Source organism: Acinetobacter sp. Gutcm_16, from assembly GCF_028649355.1.
Classification (GTDB): domain Bacteria; phylum Pseudomonadota; class Gammaproteobacteria; order Pseudomonadales; family Moraxellaceae; genus Acinetobacter; species Acinetobacter johnsonii.
The window spans coordinates 1-16,301 of sequence record NZ_JAQSUV010000006.1 but is presented as its reverse complement, the minus strand read 5'-3'; the positions used below and the strand labels follow the sequence as shown (position 1 = coordinate 16,301).

Below are 16,301 nucleotides of genomic sequence, written 5' to 3'. Positions count from 1 at the left end.
ACCTCTATATATGTATTAATTTTAATATATCTCTAAACGAGATGCACCCCCTTTTGCCCGCTGGAAATGTAATCATTTCATTGCAGGCGGGATGCAGCTTGGTTTAGAGGCGAAAATCAAAGTTGTTTCAAAACTCGATTAGCTGCTTAAATTTTCGCTATTTGCTACTTAGTTTTGCACATAGGCTTTCTGACCAAAAATATAAGTCGCATGAATATTACGGTCATCACCCATGGTCATTAGGGCAAATAACGCATCTTCAATCCCTTTTGCACGTTGTTGACGTAATGCTTGCAACGCAGTTGCTTTGAGATCGAGCACCACAAAGTCGGCTTCTTTGCCCAAATTAAAGTTACCGAGTTTATCATCCAAGCTCAGAGCTTTGGCACCGCCCAGCGTAGCGTGGTAGAGCGACTCAAATGCGGACAGTTTATCGCCCTGAAGCTGCTGCACTTTATAAGCTTCATTGAGGGTTTGTAGTTGGTTAAAAGAGGTTCCTGCACCAATGTCTGTACCCAGCCCAACTTTTACCTGTTTTTCCCAAGTCTTATTCAATGGAAATAAACCACTGCCTAAAAATAGGTTGGAAGTCGGACAGAAAGCAATGGCTGAATCCGTCTGGTGCATGCAGTCCCACTCAGCATCTTCTAAGTGCACGCAGTGGGCAAAGACCGAATGCGAACCGGTTAAGCCAAAGTGATGATAAACATCGAGATAACCTTGCTGTTCAGGGAATAAGTCTTTTACCCAAGCGATTTCATTTTTATTTTCACTTAAATGCGTATGCACATATACATCTGGGTATTCAGCTTTGAGCTGGCCTGCTTTAGCCAATTGCTCTGGTGTTGAGGTTGGAGCAAAGCGTGGCGTAATCGCATACAGGTTACGACCCTTGCCATGCCATTTCTCAATCAGTGCTTTAGAGTCTGCATAAGCACTGTCAGGCGTGTCGCACAGGTCTTCAGGTGCATGACGGTCCATCATAACTTTACCTGCGATCAGGCGCATCTGGTGCTGCCCTGCTGCTTCAAATAAAGCATCGACTGATTCGCTATGCACAGTACAGAAGACCAAGGCTGTGGTGGTGCCATTTTTTAGCAGTTCTTGCACAAAGAATTGGGCAATCTGGTCGGCATAGGCTTTATCTGAAAATTGTAATTCAGTTGGGAAGGTATAGGTATTGAGCCATTCGAGTAGCTGTTCACCATAGGCCCCCACCATTTCTGTTTGTGGAAAATGAATGTGGGTGTCGATAAAACCTGGCACAATCAATTGTTCTGGATAGTGCTGAACCTCGACGCCAACAGGAAGGTGCTGTTGCCCCTCCTGCCAAGATCCAAACCATTGGATTTTGCCATTTTGGCTAATCAGTAAACCATCTTCTACGTAACGCACTTGGTCGTGAATTTCACGCGCTTGGGCAACCGTATTCTGAATATCTAGGAAGCGACCGCGAACCGCCGTCGTTGCAACTACAGAAGACATTTTAAACCTGCGTTTTGACTTTTTTTCGATTGATTGTACCGTAAACTGGATTTTTTTCACGGCTATTTACTGAAGTTTTTATTTGGGTTGTGAACGCTAGATTTTAAATGAAAGACTGGAGCGGTATTTTCTAAAAAATTGAACTGTTTTGAGGCCAGTCATGTACCTGTGCCATCGATAAGATCATGATTTTTTATGCAATACATAAGCACAAGCTTTGAGCTTAAATGATTCAATCTATTCGCAAAATTTTGTTGAGAAAGTCTTTATCTTTAAATGCTGAATCAGTACAGTGTCGGCATTGATAAAATAAGAGACAATGACCGGCATGTATTTTTGGAATACCAAAGCATTAGCACATGAATTATCTAGCAATACCCTCGATAAAAAGCATTATAAAAATTATTACTTAGTCACAGCGTTACTGGTTTCAGTGGTGTATTACTACGGCATGTATTCGCCCTATGGTGATGTCCGTGTGATTGGTATTGAGGGACTTCTGACTTTATTGATTATGTTTATCGGGATTCAAAGCGCTTACAAAGCCAATGGCGGTGATGAGGGTGAGCATTTCTTAGGTCGAATCACAGCGTTGTCTTTTCCCATTTTGGTACAAACCACTGTGGCTGGTGTTGTATTTGGTGCAGTGTTATTGGGGCTTTATTTTGCATTTAATCTAGAAGGCACAGCGTTTGATGATTGGTATGAATGGACTATTTCACTGTTTACCATCTTCCTGCAAATCTTGTTTTTCACGCGTTTAGTGTCTTATATGAAGCGGGTTAAAGCGCATACCATTTAAGCTTGAAAAAAATATTGTCTTCGAATGTATGCCTGCCAGTTTTAGAGTTGACAGGCATTTTCTTTTTCAATTTAAACTTTATTTGATACACGGAAGCGTCATCCGCAACCTGCGTAGTGTTTGGAATAGATTGTTTTTGCAACACAAATTTTTTAATTATAGAAAGTGAATAGGTTTTGCGGAGGACAAATGCTTTCCTTACGAAGCTTCGCTTCTCATTTGGCGAAACAAAAGAATAATTGAGCTCCCAGTATCGAACTTAAAAAAGATAAGACTCTGTCGTGAATAACCTAAAAGTGATGGTGCTCCTACTAAAACGCCTGAACAGACCCGCATTAATCTTTGGACACTTATTTTAAATAGGTGATTTAGAGCGCCACTTTATTCCACAAAATAATGCGCAGCAAAATGCGCATCATTGCCAATCACATCAAACACATCTTCACGCAGTGACATCCCCGCACATTCATCTCCGACCATCCAAAGTCCCAAGGTGGGCAGCATGCCTTCATGCAACGGAGTTTTTACCCAGCGCTGCATGACATAACCATATTTGTCGTAGTCATCGAAGTAAAAACTACCTGAGGCTGCGCCGCAATCGACATTGTTTTGTAGGATATGAATATTTGCGCCTTCGCGCGCTAAGATGGGCTTACGCACCCATTTCCCTGCGTAGTGGGCGTGGGCATCATAAGCATGGGTTTCTAACAAGAATGGATGATTTGGAAAGCGTTTCCATAGCTCGATCAATAGGGCTTTATTGGAGAGCAGCATTTTCCAACACGGTTCAATCCATTCAGTTTCGGGTTTGAGAAACTGTGAAAAATTTTCTTCCCAAATCCATTCCCACGGATACAGCTTAAATAAATGCTGAATCTCTTGCTGATGCAAATCGACAAAGGCTGTGCCATTCCAACCGATATTTTCCATCGACAGTTCGCTGACATTTAAGCCTGCCTGAAAAGCGGTATCCATGAGGTATTCTAAATTGCCCCAATCTTCACGCCCTGCTTCTTGGCAGGCTGCGAAATGGACACGGCTACGCGCAGGATAGAGCTGTTTCCACCGCTCAATCAGCTTTTCATGAATGCTATTGAACTGATCACGGTTTGCAATATTTTCGACCTGTTCAATCCAGTGCCACTGTGCAACAGAGGCTTCGAGTAAACCCGTTGGCGTATCGGCATTGTATTCTAGCATTTTGATGGCTTGACCATCATAGGCAAAATCGAAACGGCCATACAGCATCGGCGCTTGGTTTTTCCATGAGTGCTCAATCAAAGGAATCGCTGCTGGGGGAATTTGAAAATATTCGGGATAATGACCGCGTTGAATCATATCCCCTGCCACTTCAAGGCACATCTGGTGTAATTCGTTCGAGGCATCTTCTAGCTGTTCAATTTGCTTGAGACTAAACTCATAAGCCACCCCTTCTGACCAATACATTGAACCATCCCGCGACGGCAAGTTGTAGTAGTCAAAACCAATCTCTTGATGTGCTTGTTGCCAGTTTGCGCGCTCAGGCAGTAGAACTCGTTTCATGTATTAACCTCCGAATGAGCCCCCGCCACGGCCGAAGCCTCCACGAATGGGTTGGGATTTGGCATGGCTAAAAACATGAGTCGAGATTCTGGGTGCGCCCGTCGAATGACGTCCGCGAGCTTTCAAGACTTGGCCCATGTAACGGACTTTACGGTTGTTCTTATAATATTGTGGGCCGATATAAACCCCAGTAGAGCCACTATAGCTCGATTCACTATTTTCGTTAGCAGGTTCGCATAGTTCAAAATGCCAGTCTTGGTAGCAGTTGTATTGGTTATTGTAAACATCCTGTTGTAGGGTTTTAGAACCGCTACATGCCGTGAGTAAAACGGGCACTACAACAAGAGTTAATTTTTTGGTACGCATGGATGAGCAACCTTCGGGTTCTTTTATTTTTACAGGTAAAACCAAGGGTTTTAAGCCCGCTTATCATAGGGAGCTGTTTGCATAAAGTACAGTGCATTTGCACAGAAAATCATAGGATTAAGTCTTGTGCATACTAAAATTTGGTCATAAAAAAAGCCTTCACAGAGGAAGGCTTTTTAAAACATTAGAGGGTGGTTTGATGATGTTTCTTACTGTATCGAATCGACAAGATCGCAGTAATGGTCAGCACCAACACAATAAAGCCCAGTGAAATCCAAATTGGCATGTGGAACACATCCAGCATGAGCATCTTAAAGCCGATAAACACCAAGATAATACCTAAACCATATGGGAGATAATGCATCTTGGTTGCTGCACCAGACAACAAGAAGAACATCGCACGTAGACCCAAAATCGCCATTAAGTTTGCAGTCAACACAATAAACGGATCAGAAGTCACCGCGAAAATTGCAGGAATGGAATCCACTGCGAAAATTACATCCGACGCTTCAACTAAAATCAACACCAAGAACAGCGGCGTTGCCCATAACATCCCGTTTTGACGGACAAAGAACTTATTGCCATGCATTTGCGGGGTAATCCGCATATGTTTACGCAACCATTTTAAGATCGCCATGTCTTCGATATTGGTTTCTTCTTCGTTTTGCCCTTTGAAGAATTTGAAACCTGTATACACCAAGAACGCACCGAAGATATACAGAATCCATGAGAACTCTTGTACAAACCACGCGCCAATAAAAATAAAGATGGTACGTAGAATAATCGCGCCCAATACACCATACAGCAATAATTGGCGTTGTAGTGCAGGTGGGATGGCAAAAGCAGCAAAGATCATCAGCCAGACAAAGACGTTGTCGACAGCTAAAGATTTTTCAAGTAAATAACCTGCGAAATACTCCATGACCTTGGTATTGGCCACAGTGACACCTGCAGTTTGTTGTAGATAAAGCCAGAGACCTGCACCAAAGAGTGATGCGACGGAAACCCACGCAATACTCCATAACGCGGCTGTTTTGATTTTAACTTCTTGGCCTTCTTTTTGTTTAAAGCCTAAAAAGTCGATCAGTAGCATCACGGTAACAATGCCGAAAAAAGCAAGGTATAGCCATAAATTGCCGATAGATTCCATGAAATCCTCCACATCCAGCAATCGGCCACAAAAAAACCTTGACCTGCTGCCAGATGAAATAAAACATCTGTGACAACATGATCAAGGTCTTGCCTACATTTTAGCGTATGTATTTTGTGCGCTAAAATGCTCAGATACCGACTTTTTGCAAAGTGTAATGACGATAATCTGACACGTGAAAGTTATGCATGGCATTGATTTTTCACGTTTGGAGGAGGCTACTCCCCTTGTTCAACATAAATTTGGTTTTGGATTTGATCCAAAAGTGAGCTAAGCATCGCATATTTTTATGGTTTGAGCAAATATTAAAGAAAATTGTAGATGAAATATAAATGAGACAAAATTTTGCTTCAATTTGTGGCAAGCTAAAAAAAACAGTAAACCAAAGAGGAATAATAATGAAAATTCAACATCAAGAAATAGGTAGTAAAGGCGAAGTTTTTGTTGAGCAAGAAAACGAGCGTGTGGCGGAAATGACCTATAGTTGGGCGGGGGACGATAAATTTATCATTGATCACACTTGGGTCAGTGAGTTGCTCCGTGGGCAACATGTGGGACGTCAGTTATTGGATGTTTTGGTTAACTTTGCCCGTGATAAGGGTGTGAAAATTTTACCTTTGTGCCCTTTTTCCAAATCGGTATTCGACAAAGATCCATCTATTCATGATGTTTTATTCCACTAAGATAGAGAACGATAAATCAATCCATTCAACGAGTATGCTATGCAATTTCAACATGTAGATCGTGATCAAAAAGGTGAGTTTTTTTTAAATAATGCAGAAGGTCAGCGCATTGCTGAAATTAGTTATCTTTGGCGGGATGACACAACCATTGATGCCAACCATACTTGGGTCGATGATTCACTGCGGGGTCAAGGTGTGGCGCGTTTGCTGTTGGATACTCTGGTTGATTTTTCACGTGAGAAAAACCTGAAAATTATCCCGACCTGTTCTTATGTCGATGTGATGTTTCGCCGTGAGAAAAGTTTTGAGGATGTTGCGGCTTAATTGTTCGCCATTCATCGTAATTCTAAATGTTAAGCTAAAATGAGATCGATATAGCTGCCATTACAGTTCTATTTTGTGTTTTGCAGCGCTGAATGATGGTGAAAAAGTATATGAAGACGCTTTTATCTATTGCCCTATTCTGTTCAGTTGCCCCTTTATTGCATGCTGAAGATTGTGTAAAACTTGAGGAAAAGGCCGAACAAAAAGAAGTTCAGATCATTCCACGTTGGGGCATGAAAGTGATTGCTCCCACCAGAGTATATTTTCATTCAGCACCGAGCAATGCTTGTAAAATCAAAGATCTGTTTATGATTAAAAATGACCATATCACTGCTTATAGCACCTATGATGATGGCCAAGAACAGTGGGTTTCGATCATGTATTTCAGCAAACGCTTGGGAGACACGGTTCAAGGTTGGGCAAAACTAAAAGACTTTGAATATACGGGTACGATGTCTGGTTTTTAATTGGATAAGCTTGTAAAAAACCCGCCATATGCGGGTTTTTTCTTCTAGTGGGTACCGCTTATTCTGCGTTTAGGGCACTGATTAATTTTTGGTGTAAGCCACCGAAGCCGCCATTAGACATGATCACGACAGCATCGCCCTCGCCTGCTTCACTGACGATGGTATGGATAATGTCATCTAATGTACGTGCGACCACGGCCTTGTTGGGTGCAGCCGCAATGACAGGTTGCAAGTCCCAGTCCAAACCTTCTGGTTGATACCAAATCACTTCATCGGCCAAACGTGCAGAGTGCGCAAGTCCATCCTTATGGCTTCCCATGCGCATGGTATTTGAACGAGGCTCAATAATTGCCCACAACTTACGTTCGCCTAAACGCTTACGTGCGCCTTCTAGCGTTGTATCAATTGCGGTTGGGTGATGGGCAAAGTCATCATACACTTCAACGCCACGCACCGTGCCTAAAAGCTCCATACGGCGCTTCACGCCACCAAAGTTAGACAGTGCTTCGCACGCTGTTTCAATGCTCACGCCGACGTGTTCAGCCGCAGCGATAGTCGCCAAAGCATTGGCTACGCTGTGCTGCCCTGTCATGTTCCATTGCACCGTGCCTTTCACCACGCCGTGTTGGAGTACTTTAAAGTGTGAACCATCAGCACTGAGTTGTTCGGCATACAATTCAGACTTGTCGTGGGCCTCTAAAGAGGTACGAACCACAGGCGTCCAACAGCCTTGCTCTAAAACTTCATCAATATTGCTTTCAGTAATCGGAGCAATGATACGACCCTCACTTGGAATGGTACGAACCAAGTGATGGAATTGTTTTTGAATCGCTGCTAGATCATCAAAAATGTCGGCATGGTCAAATTCAAGGTTATTTAAAATGGCTGTTTTAGGATGGTAATGCACGAACTTCGAACGTTTGTCGAAAAAGGCAGAATCATATTCATCGGCTTCGACACAGAAGTATTTACCAGCACCTAAACGTGCACTTTCAGAAAAACCTAACGGTACACCGCCAATTAGGAAACCTGGCTCTAAACCCGCCTGATCCAATACCCAAGCCAACATGGTAGTGGTGGTGGTTTTACCATGGGTTCCTGCTACGCCAAGTACGTGTTTGCCTTGGAGCACATGATCGGCCAAAAATTGTGGGCCTGAAATATATGGCAAGCCTTCATTGAGCATGTATTCAACGGCATCAATCCCGCGTTTCATCGCATTGCCGACGATGACCAAATCAGGATGAGGTTGCAAATGACTGCGGTCATAACCTTGCATTAAGGTAATGCCTGCATTTTCGAGCTGGGTCGACATAGGAGGATAAACGTTTAGATCCGAACCCGTCACTGTGTGGCCAAGATCGCGTGCTAAAAGCGCTAAAGACCCCATAAAGGTGCCACAAATACCCAAAATATGCAGATGCATTCCGCCTCACTCCACTGCTTTTATAGACACATCACGTATTGTTGGTGCTGTTGTCGTGATTAATTCGATGTGAAAGCAACCATAGCAAGGCGCTTAGCGAAAAGATAGTGATTCTTGTATCTAATCGTTTAATTATTCTGCGGCTTGAACAACGCTTTTATTTTGTAAAAAAGTCGGCTGAAAAGTGCAATATTTGCTGAATTTTTTAGCAAAAAACGTAGAATAAAATGCTCCTGAATTCGGCGATCTTGCTTCATGTCCCTGCCCTTTATTTTATTGATTATTGCCAACTGTTTTATGACACTTGCATGGTATGGACATTTAAAATTTTTGCCGGGTGTGCCGCTTTGGCAAGCCATTTTATTTAGCTGGTTCATTGCGTTGGTGGAATACAGTTTTATGATTCCTGCGACCCGTAAGCTGTCACAGCAAGGCTGGTCGATGGGTGAAATGAAAATCACCCAAGAAGTAGTGACGTTATTGGTTTTTGTACCGTTTATGCTTTTCTTATTCAAACAGCCTTTTAAGCTCGATTATTTGTGGGCAGGACTGTGTTTATTTGGTTGTGTGTATTTTGTTTTTCGCAGCCAATAAATCAAAAAATGAGGCTACAGTCCTCTTTTTATTTAAGTTTTATGCTACACGATAAAAAAACAAGAAAAATCTGCATTTAGTTGCACGGTTAAATTTTGGAGAGCTGAAAAATCAGTCTATAATACGGGGCTCTTATTAAAGCTTGGCGCTAGTCGAGATTTATCTCTCTTAACTATCTCTGGAAACATTGCAATGAATGCGGCCGCTTCACAAGACACTCCTCTCGTTGGAATTATCATGGGTTCTCAATCAGATTGGGCCACTCTCGAACACACTGCCAATATGCTTAAGCAACTTGGTGTCCCATTTGAAGCGGAAGTTGTGTCTGCGCACCGTACGCCAGATCGTCTTTTTGAATATGCTGAACAAGCACGTGACCGTGGTATCCAAGTGATTATTGCGGGTGCAGGCGGTGCGGCGCATTTACCGGGAATGTGTGCGGCGAAAACTGATTTGCCTGTACTGGGTGTGCCAGTGAAGTCTTCGATTTTAAACGGTGTCGATTCACTGTTATCCATTGTGCAAATGCCTGCAGGTATTGCAGTGGGTACTTTGGCAATTGGTCCAGCAGGTGCAACCAATGCCGCGATTATGGCAGCGCAAATTTTAGGTCTGACACGTCCTGAAATTGCAAAAAATGTAGCCGATTTCCGTGCTGCACAAACCGACAAAGTCGCAAGCAACAATATTCCAGGCCAAGCTTAATACGGGGCATTCCTCATGAATAAAACCATCGGTATTTTTGGTGGTGGGCAGCTGGGTCGCATGATGGCGCAAGCGGCTTTGCCACTAAATATTCAATGTACGTTCTTTGATGCGAGTACAGACTGCCCTTCAGCGGCTTTAGGAACCGTGATTTCAAGCAAAACTGAAAATGGTTTACAAGACTTTATTGCTAGTGCCGATGTCTTCAGCCTTGAGTTTGAAAATACACCTTTGTCTGATGTTGATGTTTTGACCAAGCAAAAAGATATGCATCCGCCGCGTCAGGCTTTAGCCATTGCACAGCATCGCTTGTCTGAAAAAGCGTTATTTGATGCGCTTGAGATTCCTGTTGCACCTTATAAAGCGGTAGATTCACTAGAAAGCTTAAGCGCTGCGGTTGCTGAGCTAGGTTTACCGATTGTGCTGAAGACAGCCACAGGTGGCTATGATGGCAAAGGTCAATTTGTATTGCGCTCTGAACAACAAATTGAACATGCATGGGCTGAATTAGGCCCTGCTGGAAGTTTAATTGCAGAAAGCTTTGTGACCTTCTCGCGTGAAGTTTCGATCATTGCGGTACGTGGTCAAAATGGAGATGTGAAAACGTGGCCATTGGCTGAAAACCATCACCATCATGGTATTTTGTCGCATTCGATTGTCCCAGCACCGAATAGTGCGGACTTACAACCCGTTGCACAAGACTATATCACTCGCCTATTGAATCATTTGAATTATGTTGGCGTGTTGACCTTAGAACTGTTTGTCACAGACAAAGGTTTGTATGCCAATGAAATGGCGCCACGTGTGCATAACTCAGGACACTGGTCGATTGAAGGCGCAGTATGCTCTCAGTTTGAAAATCATATTCGTGCAGTCGCAGGCTTACCCTTGGGTTCAACTGAAGTGGTTCGCCCTACGGTCATGATCAATATTATTGGTCAGTATCCACAGTCTGAACAAGTCTTGGCCTTAGAAGGTGTACATCTACATCTTTATAATAAGGAAGAACGTGAAGGTCGTAAGATTGGTCACCTGACTTTAATGCCGAATGATACAGCTCAACTCACGACGCTATGTCGTCAGTTGGCGAAAATTTTACCAAATCCATTGGCACTGAGCGAAGATATGACCATCTAAAGCTTCAGTTGTTGTTAAAAAAGGCGATCACAAGAGTGGTCGCTTTTTTATTTAGATTCATTCAGGCATGATTGCGCCTCTTCGAAAAAAGTGACCGTTAATCGGATCAAATTTAAAATAAATTGCATGTTTTTTATCCGTTTAGATAAAATCAGGGTATAGAAAAATAAACTGAAAGCAAAATAAAGCGAGTTTTGTGCAGAGAAGTACGTTTAAAACAAAGTCCATAATTGAATGTGACACTGATTTTCACCTAAAAAAGCTGAAACAGCAGAAATCTCGGTTAACTTGGGTCTGTGGATATCTTTGTAAGCGTGTTTTGAATTCAAAAGTGCATTTTAAATTTAAATCGAATGTTTAAATTCAAAAGTGTTGATGCTTTTTGAATTTAAATTCAAAAGAATAAATTTAAAGACCGCTGAATGAATTTGAGAGTTTGAATTTAAAAATGTTGAGTTTGGGTTTTGAAGGTTAATTCTCTATATGTTGTTGATTGTTAGTGTTAAATAAAATTTGTGGATAAATGAATTTAAAACAAGATGATTGAATTTAAAGTGCTTGCTGAGTCAGAGATTGTTTTTGAATTCAAAAGTTGAGGTTTGTGGTGCTGTGGATAATTTGGTTTAAATTTAAAAGATGGTTTTGAATTTAAACCAGAATGAATATTCATTTACGTTTTGATTCAGAAAAGTGAAATCGAAAGTGTTAAGGTAAAAAGCATAATTTAGAGATAAAGAATCATTAGGGATTTTATGCACCGTTTTGCTTTTCTTTTAGGTTCATTTTTTTTAGCGGCGACTCAGGCGAATGCTGAGCTCATTATTAATGGTCAAAAAATTACAGGCAGTTCAAATGTCGTAACTTCCGATTATAGCCCTCAGAACTCATTTCAAAGCTGTATTACCAACTTAAAAAGCCAAGCGATGGCGAATGGTGTGTCTGCCTCTAGTTATGATCGCTACACGCAAAATTTAACGCCAGATTATTCTGTGATTGAAAAATTAAATTACCAACCTGAATTTTCCACGCCGATTTGGGATTATTTGTCAGGATTGGTGGATGATGAGCGTGTTGCTGTGGGTCAGCAAAAATTGGCGAAGCATCGTGAAGTGTTGAATCGTGTTGCGGCAGTGTATGGTGTGCCTGCGGAGACCGTGGTTGCCGTGTGGGGCGTGGAAAGTAATTTTGGCGATATTTCAGGTAAATATCCATTATTACAAGCGCTAGGCACATTGAGTTGTGAAGGGCGCCGTCAAAGCTATTTCCGTGGAGAGTTTTTTGCCGCGATGCGCATTTTACAGCGTGGCGATTTAACTGAATCACAACTGAAAGGCTCGTGGGCAGGTGCGTTTGGCCATACCCAGTTTATGCCATCGACGTATGAGGAGCTGGCCGTCGACTTTGATGGTGATGGACGCCGTGATTTGGTGTCGAGTACTACAGATGCTTTGGCATCAACAGCCAATTTCCTCAAAAAACGCGGTTGGCAAACTGGGCAGCCTTGGGGCTTTGAAGTAAAAAATCCGCAAGCGATTTCTCTGAGTGGTGAAAGTCGTCGCAATAAGAAGTCATTGTCTTACTGGGTGCAGAATGGCTTGGTACGCGCAGATGGCTCAGCGTTAATTCAAGGCAATTTATCTTCTAGCTCGCAAGCGGGGTTGATGGCACCTGCTGGTGAAAATGGTCCACTATTTTTAGTGTTTAAAAACTTTGATGCAATCTATAGTTATAACGCAGCAGAAAGTTATGCATTAGCGATTGCGCATTTGTCAGACCGTTTACAAGGGCAAGGTGGGTTTAGTACAGCTTGGCCAACCGATGATGCAGGCACCTCACGTTCTGAACGTCGTGAAATTCAGCAGTTTTTACTGAATCGTGGCTATGATATTGGCGCGGTGGATGGTTTGATTGGTGATAAAACTCGTCAAGCGATTCGACAGGAACAAATCCGTTTAGGTTTAAGTCCGACGGGACGAGCCGGACAGCAAATTTTAAAAGCCTTTCGGCAGGAAAATGCCAAGTTGATGATGCGTTAACATTAACAGCAAAAAATCGCTGAGATAGATAAAAAGCCAGTTGGTTATGCACCAGACTAGCTTTTTTGATTTGCTTGGGTTGCGTCTAAAAGACCAGAAGCACTTTGATGTTTAAACCGCGGTAATCGTTCCGAGAATACGGTTACCTTGTGCGCCTGTCACTGTTGGTAAGTTGCCGCTGAGTTGTTGGATAAAGCGCATGGCCAACCAAGCAAAGGCAGTCGCTTCCACCCAAGTTGGGGCTAAGCCAATCGCGGAGGTGGTTTGTACAGACCAATTGTGCTTACGTAAGCGCCAACGTAATTGTTCTAAAAGGTGTGAATTATAGGCACCACCACCACAGACGTAGACTTCACCGGTATCCATATCGGAGCGATAGATGGCTTTTTTAATGGCGCGCGTGGTGAGCTTCATTAAGGTGGCCTGAACATTTTCAGGACTATCTTCAAGCTCGTCATATTCAAGGTCATTGCGCCAGTCTGCAATTTGTTCATCTAGCCATTCGAGGTTGAAGTCTTCACGGCCGGTACTTTTCGGTGGTTCTTTGGAAAAATACTCATGTGATTGTAGGCGATCGAGTAGGCTACGAATCGGATGGCCATAAGCTGCCCAATTGCCATTTTCATCATAGGGCTGTCCAGTAAAGCGTTCACACCAAGCGTCCATTAAAATGTTGGCTGGGCCTGTATCAAAACCGTAGACCTGATCAGGTTGGCCTGCGGGCAACATGCTGACATTGGCGATGCCGCCTAGGTTTAAGATGACGCGATGAATACTTTCATGTTGAAACATATCTTGGTGAAAAGCAGGAACCAGCGGGGCACCTTGGCCACCTGCGGCCATATCACGACGTCGAAAATCTGAAATCACAGGAATTTGGGTGATTTCGGTGATGATGTTTGGGTCACCAATTTGCAGGGTAAAGCCATGCTCTGGGCGGTGGCGAATGGTTTGTCCATGTGAGCCAATCGCTTTGATTTGACTACGATCTAAATGACTTTGCTCAATCAGTTGATTGATGCCTTCGCCAATCATCTTTGCTAAAGCCACATCTGCCTTGCCCATACGGTCGATTTCGTTGTCACCGGGCAAGGTGAGTGCCATCAGTTCATCGCGTAAATCTGGGTCGAAAGAAAGAGTGAGGGTGGCGTGAAGCTGCAATGGATCAAAAGAAGCAGCAACAATATCAACACCATCCATGCTGGTGCCGGTCATTACCCCAATATAGATCGCTGTCATGATTATTCTAAAGCCTGCAATGTGCTGAAAAAGTGTTAGTATATCGCACAAATTGAATAACTGATGTGTTTGGGTTTTGTGATGTCAAATTTCCTGCCGGCTGAAGAACAACTTGCTCTCATTCAACGAGGCACGCATGAAATTATTTCTGAAGAAGATCTTCTGAAGAAATTAAAAGAAAATCGTCCTTTAAAAATTAAAGCGGGCTTTGACCCGACTGCGCCTGACTTGCACTTGGGGCATACGGTTTTAATTAATAAATTGAAAACTTTCCAAGACTTGGGTCATGACGTGACCTTCTTGATTGGGGACTACACCGCGATGATCGGTGACCCGACTGGAAAAAGTGCAACACGCCCACCATTGTCGCGTGAGCAAGTGCTTGAAAATGCAAAAACGTATCAAGAACAGGTGTTTAAAATTCTTGATCCAAATAAAACCAAAGTGCGTTTTAACTCTGAATGGTTTGCCGAAAAAACGGCTGCTGACTTGATTCAATTGGCCTCACAGCAAACGGTTGCACGTATGCTTGAGCGTGATGACTTCACCAAGCGTTATAACAACCATCAACCGATTGCAATTCATGAGTTTTTGTATCCATTGGTTCAAGGCTATGACTCGATTGCCCTTGAGGCGGATGTTGAATTAGGCGGTACAGACCAAACCTTTAACTTATTGATGGGGCGTACACTTCAAGGTCGTTATGATCAAGAAGCACAAGTCTGCATTACTGTACCAATCCTTGAAGGTTTAGACGGTGTGAACAAAATGTCTAAGTCTTTGGGTAACTATATTGGCGTATTTGATGCACCAGGCGCGATGTATCAAAAAGTCCTTTCGATGCCAGATGCATTAATTGAACGCTATTTCGATTTACTCAGCTTTAAATCCGTTGAAGACATTAAAGTCCTGCTAAACGAAATTGCTGAAGGGCGTAATCCACAAGAAGTGAAAAAGATTCTTGCGCTTGAGTTGGTAGAGCGTTTCCATGGTGCAGAAGCGGCAGAAAATGCACATAAAGGTGCAGGCAATCTGATTACTGAGGGTGAGTTACCCGAAGGAACACCTGAAGTGACAATTTCACGTGCAGAATTTGGTGGCGAGTTGTTTATTGCAACAATTCTTCGCGTAGCGGGCTTAAACCCAAATGCTGCAGCGGCAAAAGATGCCGTGGGTCGTGGTGCGGTCAAAGTCGATTGGAACGTGGTCGATATGAGTTTCTCTGTTAAAGAAAATGTCACTTTAATTATCCAGTCGGGTAAAAAAGCCATTGCGAAAGTCACTTTTACAGACTAAGTCAGTGCATATATATGCTTTAAGTTATTGATATAAAAGCAGGCTTCGGCCTGCTTTGTATTTTTTAATCTTTATAAAAAAATCAAATAAGTAAATTCAAAAAAAACCTTATAAAAACAATGCTTAATTTTTTCCAAAAATATTGCAATTTAAAATGAGTGTGTATAAGATTTCAACGTCTAGTTGATGTTTTTAACATCGCTAGAAGGGGCAATAAGAATAACTCTCCACAGTTTTCAAGTCTCTTCCCTAAGGGGCTTTTTAAGATAACTACAATAATGACATCTATGGATCAGATAACGATCTAACTCCGAGGAAGAGGTTTTGGGAGAGATCTCTTCCTTTTTTATTGGCAAAAATTTAGTTTTTAAAATCAGTTTCTCGCAGACAAATAACGAGTTGTCATAAAAGTTAGGTGCAACAGACTTTTCAATAAAGATGGTCATTACCTTACAGTATATAGCACAGCGTTTTCTACTTATATCCAGATGCTCTGTATCATTAAGCTTTATCGTGGCTGTTATTTCAGCTCTGTCTTGAATTATTTTGATTGAGATGTGCATAGAAGAGGGTTTTGCTATGTATGCGAATGAAATAAAAACAGACTAAGCACTCCATTCTTGTTAAATAATTAGGTGCCTTTGTAGCGATGTGGCAGTTTTTCAGCTTAGGCATGTATCAAATATAAAAGAACTACGTCTTTAGAAAGATGATTTATCAAAAATACAGAGATGAAATAAATACTGGGCGATTTTAAGTCTGAAAATGTTGCTAGAAGATTGATAAGACTCATCCTAAAGAAAAAATAAATGTTAAGGCTTAAATTTTAAACTTAAAAGACTTTTAAAGATTGGAAATGCAATGCTCATCTTGAAAGAAATAAGAGAAAAAATGATAAATATGATCAAAAAATAGATGAAAAATACGATTTTTCTTAAGTTTTGTAGAAAAAACCAACGCCCGTTTCAAATAAGTGAATTTGGGGGTTGCAAAGCTTTAGAAATCCTCTAGAATGCACCCCATACCGACGAGATAGACGGAAACGAACG

At 42.2% G+C, this 16,301-nt stretch carries 15 protein-coding genes; 9 read left to right on the top strand and 6 right to left on the bottom strand.

Annotated features, from left to right (window positions below):
• Positions 1-168: 168 nt before the first annotated feature.
• Entirely contained in the window at positions 169-1,485 is a 1,317-nt protein-coding gene (guaD, locus tag PTT44_RS00115; protein WP_168159915.1) for a guanine deaminase, read from the bottom strand.
• A gap of 328 nt (positions 1,486-1,813) precedes the next feature.
• On the opposite strand from guaD, the gene PTT44_RS00110 reads away from it, so the two are divergent.
• Positions 1,814-2,287, top strand: coding sequence for a hypothetical protein (locus PTT44_RS00110; RefSeq protein ID WP_058870669.1), 474 nt, complete (start codon positions 1,814-1,816; stop codon positions 2,285-2,287).
• A 381-nt stretch (positions 2,288-2,668) separates the two neighbouring features.
• On the opposite strand, the gene PTT44_RS00105 is transcribed toward PTT44_RS00110, so the two are convergent.
• The 3 genes from PTT44_RS00105 to PTT44_RS00095 all read right to left on the bottom strand — a co-directional run bounded on the left by PTT44_RS00105 (position 2,669) and on the right by PTT44_RS00095 (position 5,345).
• Positions 2,669-3,829: a glutathionylspermidine synthase family protein gene (locus PTT44_RS00105; protein WP_168159916.1), complete on the bottom strand. Its 1,161-nt coding sequence runs from the start codon at positions 3,827-3,829 to the stop codon at positions 2,669-2,671.
• A gap of 3 nt (positions 3,830-3,832) precedes the next feature.
• Positions 3,833-4,195, bottom strand: a complete 363-nt coding sequence (locus PTT44_RS00100) for a hypothetical protein (RefSeq protein ID WP_168159917.1) — start codon at positions 4,193-4,195, stop codon at positions 3,833-3,835.
• A 184-nt stretch (positions 4,196-4,379) separates the two neighbouring features.
• Positions 4,380-5,345, bottom strand: a complete 966-nt coding sequence (locus PTT44_RS00095; RefSeq protein WP_004697489.1) for a TerC family protein — start codon at positions 5,343-5,345, stop codon at positions 4,380-4,382.
• Positions 5,346-5,743: 398 nt separating this feature from the next.
• Here PTT44_RS00095 and PTT44_RS00090 point away from each other — a divergent pair, with 398 nt between their 5' ends.
• The 3 genes from PTT44_RS00090 (at position 5,744) to PTT44_RS00080 (ending at position 6,819) form a co-directional block, all read left to right on the top strand.
• The gene (locus PTT44_RS00090) at positions 5,744-6,028 is read left to right on the top strand and encodes a GNAT family N-acetyltransferase (RefSeq protein WP_159126921.1); all 285 of its coding nucleotides are present in this window, start codon (positions 5,744-5,746) and stop codon (positions 6,026-6,028) included.
• Between the two features lie 39 nt (positions 6,029-6,067).
• Positions 6,068-6,352 carry a GNAT family N-acetyltransferase gene (locus PTT44_RS00085; protein WP_087015030.1) on the top strand — a complete coding sequence of 95 codons (285 nt, stop codon included), beginning with the start codon at positions 6,068-6,070 and terminating at the stop codon, positions 6,350-6,352.
• 92 nt (positions 6,353-6,444) lie between these two features.
• Positions 6,445-6,819, top strand: coding sequence for a hypothetical protein (locus PTT44_RS00080; RefSeq protein WP_168159918.1), 375 nt, complete (start codon positions 6,445-6,447; stop codon positions 6,817-6,819).
• Between the two features lie 58 nt (positions 6,820-6,877).
• Here the strand turns inward: PTT44_RS00080 and mpl are convergent, their stop codons facing one another.
• Positions 6,878-8,245, bottom strand: a complete 1,368-nt coding sequence (mpl, locus tag PTT44_RS00075) for a UDP-N-acetylmuramate:L-alanyl-gamma-D-glutamyl-meso-diaminopimelate ligase (protein ID WP_160362282.1) — start codon at positions 8,243-8,245, stop codon at positions 6,878-6,880.
• A 255-nt stretch (positions 8,246-8,500) separates the two neighbouring features.
• Here mpl and PTT44_RS00070 point away from each other — a divergent pair, with 255 nt between their 5' ends.
• From PTT44_RS00070 to PTT44_RS00055, 4 genes are all read left to right on the top strand, one after another.
• Complete coding sequence (locus PTT44_RS00070; protein ID WP_168159919.1) at positions 8,501-8,839, top strand: DMT family protein; 339 nt, start codon at positions 8,501-8,503, stop codon at positions 8,837-8,839.
• A gap of 192 nt (positions 8,840-9,031) precedes the next feature.
• Entirely contained in the window at positions 9,032-9,544 is a 513-nt protein-coding gene (gene purE, locus PTT44_RS00065) for a 5-(carboxyamino)imidazole ribonucleotide mutase (RefSeq protein ID WP_004697498.1), read from the top strand.
• A gap of 15 nt (positions 9,545-9,559) precedes the next feature.
• Positions 9,560-10,681 carry a 5-(carboxyamino)imidazole ribonucleotide synthase gene (locus PTT44_RS00060; protein WP_168159921.1) on the top strand — a complete coding sequence of 374 codons (1,122 nt, stop codon included), beginning with the start codon at positions 9,560-9,562 and terminating at the stop codon, positions 10,679-10,681.
• 752 nt (positions 10,682-11,433) lie between these two features.
• Positions 11,434-12,717, top strand: a complete 1,284-nt coding sequence (locus tag PTT44_RS00055) for a lytic murein transglycosylase (protein ID WP_126039058.1) — start codon at positions 11,434-11,436, stop codon at positions 12,715-12,717.
• A 111-nt stretch (positions 12,718-12,828) separates the two neighbouring features.
• On the opposite strand, the gene PTT44_RS00050 is transcribed toward PTT44_RS00055, so the two are convergent.
• Entirely contained in the window at positions 12,829-13,956 is a 1,128-nt protein-coding gene (locus tag PTT44_RS00050) for an anhydro-N-acetylmuramic acid kinase (RefSeq protein ID WP_126039055.1), read from the bottom strand.
• 63 nt (positions 13,957-14,019) lie between these two features.
• Here PTT44_RS00050 and tyrS point away from each other — a divergent pair, with 63 nt between their 5' ends.
• Positions 14,020-15,252: a tyrosine--tRNA ligase gene (tyrS, locus tag PTT44_RS00045; protein ID WP_101495492.1), complete on the top strand. Its 1,233-nt coding sequence runs from the start codon at positions 14,020-14,022 to the stop codon at positions 15,250-15,252.
• Positions 15,253-16,301: the final 1,049 nt, after the last annotated feature.

Coding starts and splice junctions, on each gene's coding strand:
- guaD (WP_168159915.1), bottom strand. CDS start 1,485: ATGTCTTCTGTAGTTGCAACGACGGCGGTTCGCGGTCGCTTCCTAGAT.
- PTT44_RS00110 (WP_058870669.1), top strand. CDS start 1,814: ATGTATTTTTGGAATACCAAAGCATTAGCACATGAATTATCTAGCAAT.
- PTT44_RS00105 (WP_168159916.1), bottom strand. CDS start 3,829: ATGAAACGAGTTCTACTGCCTGAGCGCGCAAACTGGCAACAAGCACAT.
- PTT44_RS00100 (WP_168159917.1), bottom strand. CDS start 4,195: ATGCGTACCAAAAAATTAACTCTTGTTGTAGTGCCCGTTTTACTCACG.
- PTT44_RS00095 (WP_004697489.1), bottom strand. CDS start 5,345: ATGGAATCTATCGGCAATTTATGGCTATACCTTGCTTTTTTCGGCATT.
- PTT44_RS00090 (WP_159126921.1), top strand. CDS start 5,744: ATGAAAATTCAACATCAAGAAATAGGTAGTAAAGGCGAAGTTTTTGTT.
- PTT44_RS00085 (WP_087015030.1), top strand. CDS start 6,068: ATGCAATTTCAACATGTAGATCGTGATCAAAAAGGTGAGTTTTTTTTA.
- PTT44_RS00080 (WP_168159918.1), top strand. CDS start 6,445: ATGATGGTGAAAAAGTATATGAAGACGCTTTTATCTATTGCCCTATTC.
- mpl (WP_160362282.1), bottom strand. CDS start 8,245: ATGCATCTGCATATTTTGGGTATTTGTGGCACCTTTATGGGGTCTTTA.
- PTT44_RS00070 (WP_168159919.1), top strand. CDS start 8,501: ATGTCCCTGCCCTTTATTTTATTGATTATTGCCAACTGTTTTATGACA.
- purE (WP_004697498.1), top strand. CDS start 9,032: ATGAATGCGGCCGCTTCACAAGACACTCCTCTCGTTGGAATTATCATG.
- PTT44_RS00060 (WP_168159921.1), top strand. CDS start 9,560: ATGAATAAAACCATCGGTATTTTTGGTGGTGGGCAGCTGGGTCGCATG.
- PTT44_RS00055 (WP_126039058.1), top strand. CDS start 11,434: ATGCACCGTTTTGCTTTTCTTTTAGGTTCATTTTTTTTAGCGGCGACT.
- PTT44_RS00050 (WP_126039055.1), bottom strand. CDS start 13,956: ATGACAGCGATCTATATTGGGGTAATGACCGGCACCAGCATGGATGGT.
- tyrS (WP_101495492.1), top strand. CDS start 14,020: ATGTGTTTGGGTTTTGTGATGTCAAATTTCCTGCCGGCTGAAGAACAA.